At 70.5% G+C, this 3,838-nt stretch carries 2 protein-coding genes and 1 pseudogene; 1 reads left to right on the top strand and 2 read right to left on the bottom strand.

The genetic code is table 11. The features are described 5' to 3' along the window. On the top strand, positions 1–2,961 hold a 2,961-nt coding region (icmF, locus tag EHS43_RS39715; RefSeq protein ID WP_125195416.1), incomplete at its 5' end, for a fused isobutyryl-CoA mutase/GTPase IcmF. A gap of 132 nt (positions 2,962–3,093) precedes the next feature. On the opposite strand, the gene EHS43_RS46860 is transcribed toward icmF, so the two are convergent. Further along, positions 3,094–3,315: a hypothetical protein gene (locus tag EHS43_RS46860; RefSeq protein ID WP_185806609.1), complete on the bottom strand. Its 222-nt coding sequence runs from the start codon at positions 3,313–3,315 to the stop codon at positions 3,094–3,096. A 115-nt stretch (positions 3,316–3,430) separates the two neighbouring features. Beyond that, a pseudogene (locus EHS43_RS39705) lies at positions 3,431–3,838 on the bottom strand (MFS transporter); the annotation flags it as partial.

Below are 3,838 nucleotides of genomic sequence, written 5' to 3'. Positions count from 1 at the left end.
GAGCACATCCGGGTGGTGGGCGGCGGTGGCGGGGTGATCGTCCCGGAGGAGATCGCGCGGCTCCGGGAGAGCGGGGTGACGATCTTCTCCCCGGAGGACGGCCAGCGACTGGGCCTCGCCGGGATGGTGAACACCGTGGTCAAGGACTGCGACTTCGACCTCTGGGACGGCAGGCCGGCCGACCTCGCCGCGGTCCTGGCAGGTGACCGTTTCGCGATCGCCCGCGCCCTCACCGGTGCCGAACTCGGCAAACTGCCCGAGGAGTTCCGGCGCGAACTGCGGACCGCGGCGGGCGCGCGCGACGTGCCGGTGCTCGGCATCACCGGCACCGGCGGCTCCGGGAAGTCGTCCCTGACCGACGAGCTGGTGCGCCGGTTCCGCGTCGACCAGCGGGACGCCCTCCGCATCGCCGTGATCGCGGTCGACCCGACCCGCCGGCGCGGCGGTGGAGCGCTGCTGGGCGACCGGATCCGGATGAACTCCCTCGACGGCGACCGGGTGTTCTTCCGCAGCCTCGCCACCCGCGGCAGCCGCGAGTTGCCCGAACACCTCTCCGACGTGATCGACGTGGTGAAGGCCGCCGGGTTCGACCTGGTGATCGTGGAGACGCCGGGCATCGGGCAGGGCGACGCGGCGATCGTGCCGTTCGTCGACGCCTCGCTGTACGTGATGACCCCGGAGTTCGGCGCGGCCTCGCAGCTGGAGAAGATCGACATGCTCGACTTCGCCGACGTCGTGGCGATCAACAAGTTCGAGCGGCGCGGCGCCAAGGACGCCCTGCGGGACGTGGGCCGTCAACTCGTGCGCAACCGCGAGGCGTTCGGCAAGCGGCCCGAGGAGATGCCGGTCTACGGCACCTCCGCCGCGACCTTCAACGACGACGGGGTCACCGCCCTCTACCAGCACCTGAGGAGCACGCTGGAGGAGAAGGGCCTGCCGCTGTCGGAGGGGGCGCTGGAGCAGGTCGACGTACGCCACTCCTCCGGCATCCGCCAGGTGGTTCCCGCCGGCCGGGTGCGCTACCTCGCCGAGATCACCGACGCCGTCCGCGGCTACCACGCCGAGACGCTGCAACTGGCCGAGCAGGCACGGCGGGTGCAGCGGCTGGAGCTCGTCGAGGGCGAGCTCGCCGACGCCGGACTGGACGCCGAGGACGTGCGGTCCCTGCTGGCCGAGGCGCGCCGGCAGCTGCCGTACGAGATCACCGAACAGATCACGAACTGGCCCTCGGTGATCGCCTCCTACTCCGGCGACGAGCAGGTCGTGAAGGTCCGGGACCGGGAGATCCGCACCAAGCTGACCCGCGAGTCCCTCTCGGGCAACAAGATCCCCCGCGTCGCCCTGCCCCGCTTCACCGACCACGGCGAACTGGTCCGGTTCTGGCGCGGCGAGAACCTGCCCGGCCACTTCCCCTTCACGGCCGGGGTGTTCCCCTTCAAGCGCGACGGCGAGGACCCGGCCCGCATGTTCGCCGGCGAGGGCGACCCCTTCCGCACCAACCGCCGCTTCAAGCTCCTCTCGCAGGGTCAGCCGGCGACCCGGCTGTCCACCGCCTTCGACTCCGTCACCCTCTACGGCCGCGACCCCGACGAGCGTCCCGACATCTACGGCAAGGTCGGCACGTCCGGCGTCTCGGTCGCCACCCTGGAGGACATGAAGGCGCTCTACGACGGCTTCGACCTGGTGGCGCCCACGACCTCCGTCTCCATGACGATCAACGGACCCGCGCCGGCCGTCCTGGCGTTCTTCCTCAACACCGCGATCGACCAGCAGACCGAGCGGTTCCGCGACCAGGAGGGACGCGAGCCCTCGCCCGCCGAGGCTGCCGAACTGCGCGCCCACGCGCTGGCGAACGTGCGCGGCACCGTGCAGGCCGACATCCTCAAGGAGGACCAGGGCCAGAACACCTGCCTGTTCTCCACCGAGTTCAGCCTGCGGATGATGGCCGACATCCAGGAGTGGTTCATCGCGCACAAGGTCCGCAACTTCTACTCGGTGTCCATCTCCGGCTACCACATCGCCGAAGCGGGCGCGAACCCCATCAGCCAGCTCGCCTTCACGCTGGCCAACGGCTTCACCTACGTGGAGGCCTATCTCGCCCGCGGTATGAACGTCGACGACTTCGCCCCGAACCTGTCGTTCTTCTTCTCCAACGGCATGGACCCCGAGTACTCGGTCCTCGGCCGGGTCGCCCGCCGTATCTGGGCGGTGGCGATGAAGGAGAAGTACGGCGCCGGGGAGCGCAGCCAGAAGCTGAAGTACCACGTCCAGACCTCCGGGCGCTCCCTGCACGCCCAGGAGATGGACTTCAACGACATCCGCACCACGCTGCAGGCGCTGATCGCCATCTACGACAACTGCAACAGCCTGCACACCAACGCCTACGACGAGGCCGTCACCACCCCCACCGAGGAGTCGGTGCGCCGGGCCCTGGCCATCCAGCTGATCATCAACCGGGAGTGGGGCCTGGCGATGAACGAGAACCCGCTCCAGGGGGCGTTCATCATCGACGAACTCACCGACCTGGTCGAGGAGGCCGTGCTCCAGGAGTTCGAGCGGATCAGCGAACGCGGCGGTGTCCTCGGCGCGATGGAGACCGGATACCAGCGCGGCCGCATCCAGGACGAGTCGATGCTCTACGAGCAGCGCAAGCACGACGGCACCCTGCCCCTGATCGGCGTCAACACCTTCCGCAACCCGCACGCCGACACCGCCGAGCCCGGAGTCGTCGAACTGGCCCGCGCCACCGAGGAGGAGAAGCAGTCCCAGCTGGAGCGCGTACAGGACTTCCACGCCCGCCACCACGAGGAGGCGCAGGCCGCCCTGGACGCCCTCAAGGACGCGGCCGTACGCGGCGACAACGTCTTCGCCGTCCTGATGGACGCCACCCGCGTCTGCTCCCTCCAGCAGATCACCGAGGCCTTCTTCGAGGTCGGCGGACAGTACCGGCGGAACGTCTGACTCTCGCCGCCATGACAGTCGTTACGGGGAAGGGTGCCGTTGCCCTGCCTTGTGACGACTGTCAGACCGTGTTCGGGATCTACTGGGATGCCAGCCGTGCGGTGTACCAGTCGTGGAAGTCCGGTCCTGGGGTCAGGCCGCCCCAGGAGCGGTCGTCGAGCCAGACCTGCCCCCGAGGCGGGAGAAGGTGCCGCAGCCGATCTCGCCGAGGACCAGAGTCCCCGCGACCGAGTAGTCGGCGTCGCCTCTCCCGCCCGGTCCGGGCCAGTCCGTCGTGTGCGGGAACGAGGCGGCCAGGAAGTCGGCTCGCAGGCACTCGGTCCGAAGATCGTGCAGGGCCGCTTCGTCAGCCACCTCCTCTGCCAGGCCCAGCAGTCCGTAATGAGGTCCCGATCCGCCAGCGGCGACCGTGCCCAGGAAGTCCCGGCAGGACGCGGGCAGGGTGACGCCGTATGGACCTCCGACCGGGCTACCCCGACCGCCGCTGAGGACGGGGGAGGGCGGGCGAGGGCACGCCGAGCGCATCCTCTCCGCTCACGGCCGGTGCCCGGTGGTGCCGGAACCCGGGGAAGGACAGCAGGAGCGCGATCGCCGCCACGACGGTCAGGACGCCGCCGCCCGTCACGGTCCACGTGACACCGAGGCCGGCGCCCACCGTGCCGTGCAGCAGGTTGCCCAGCCGTGGCCCTCCGACGGCCACCACCGTGTCGATGCCCTGGAGCCGGCCGCGCATCCCGTCGGGAACGGCCGTCTGCAGGACCGTCCTGCGGAAGACGCCCAGCGCGAGGAGCGCGCCCCCGGCGGGCAGCAGCCACGCCACCGCGGCGGGCAGCGAGCGGGCCGACCCGAACCCCGCCACCGCCAGCCCCCACACCCC

This window comes from Streptomyces sp. RP5T, assembly GCF_003933965.1.
In the GTDB taxonomy this organism is placed as follows: Bacteria; Actinomycetota; Actinomycetes; order Streptomycetales; family Streptomycetaceae; genus Streptomyces.
The sequence above is the reverse complement of the archived record's forward strand: the minus strand, read 5'-3'. Positions and strand labels throughout refer to the sequence as shown.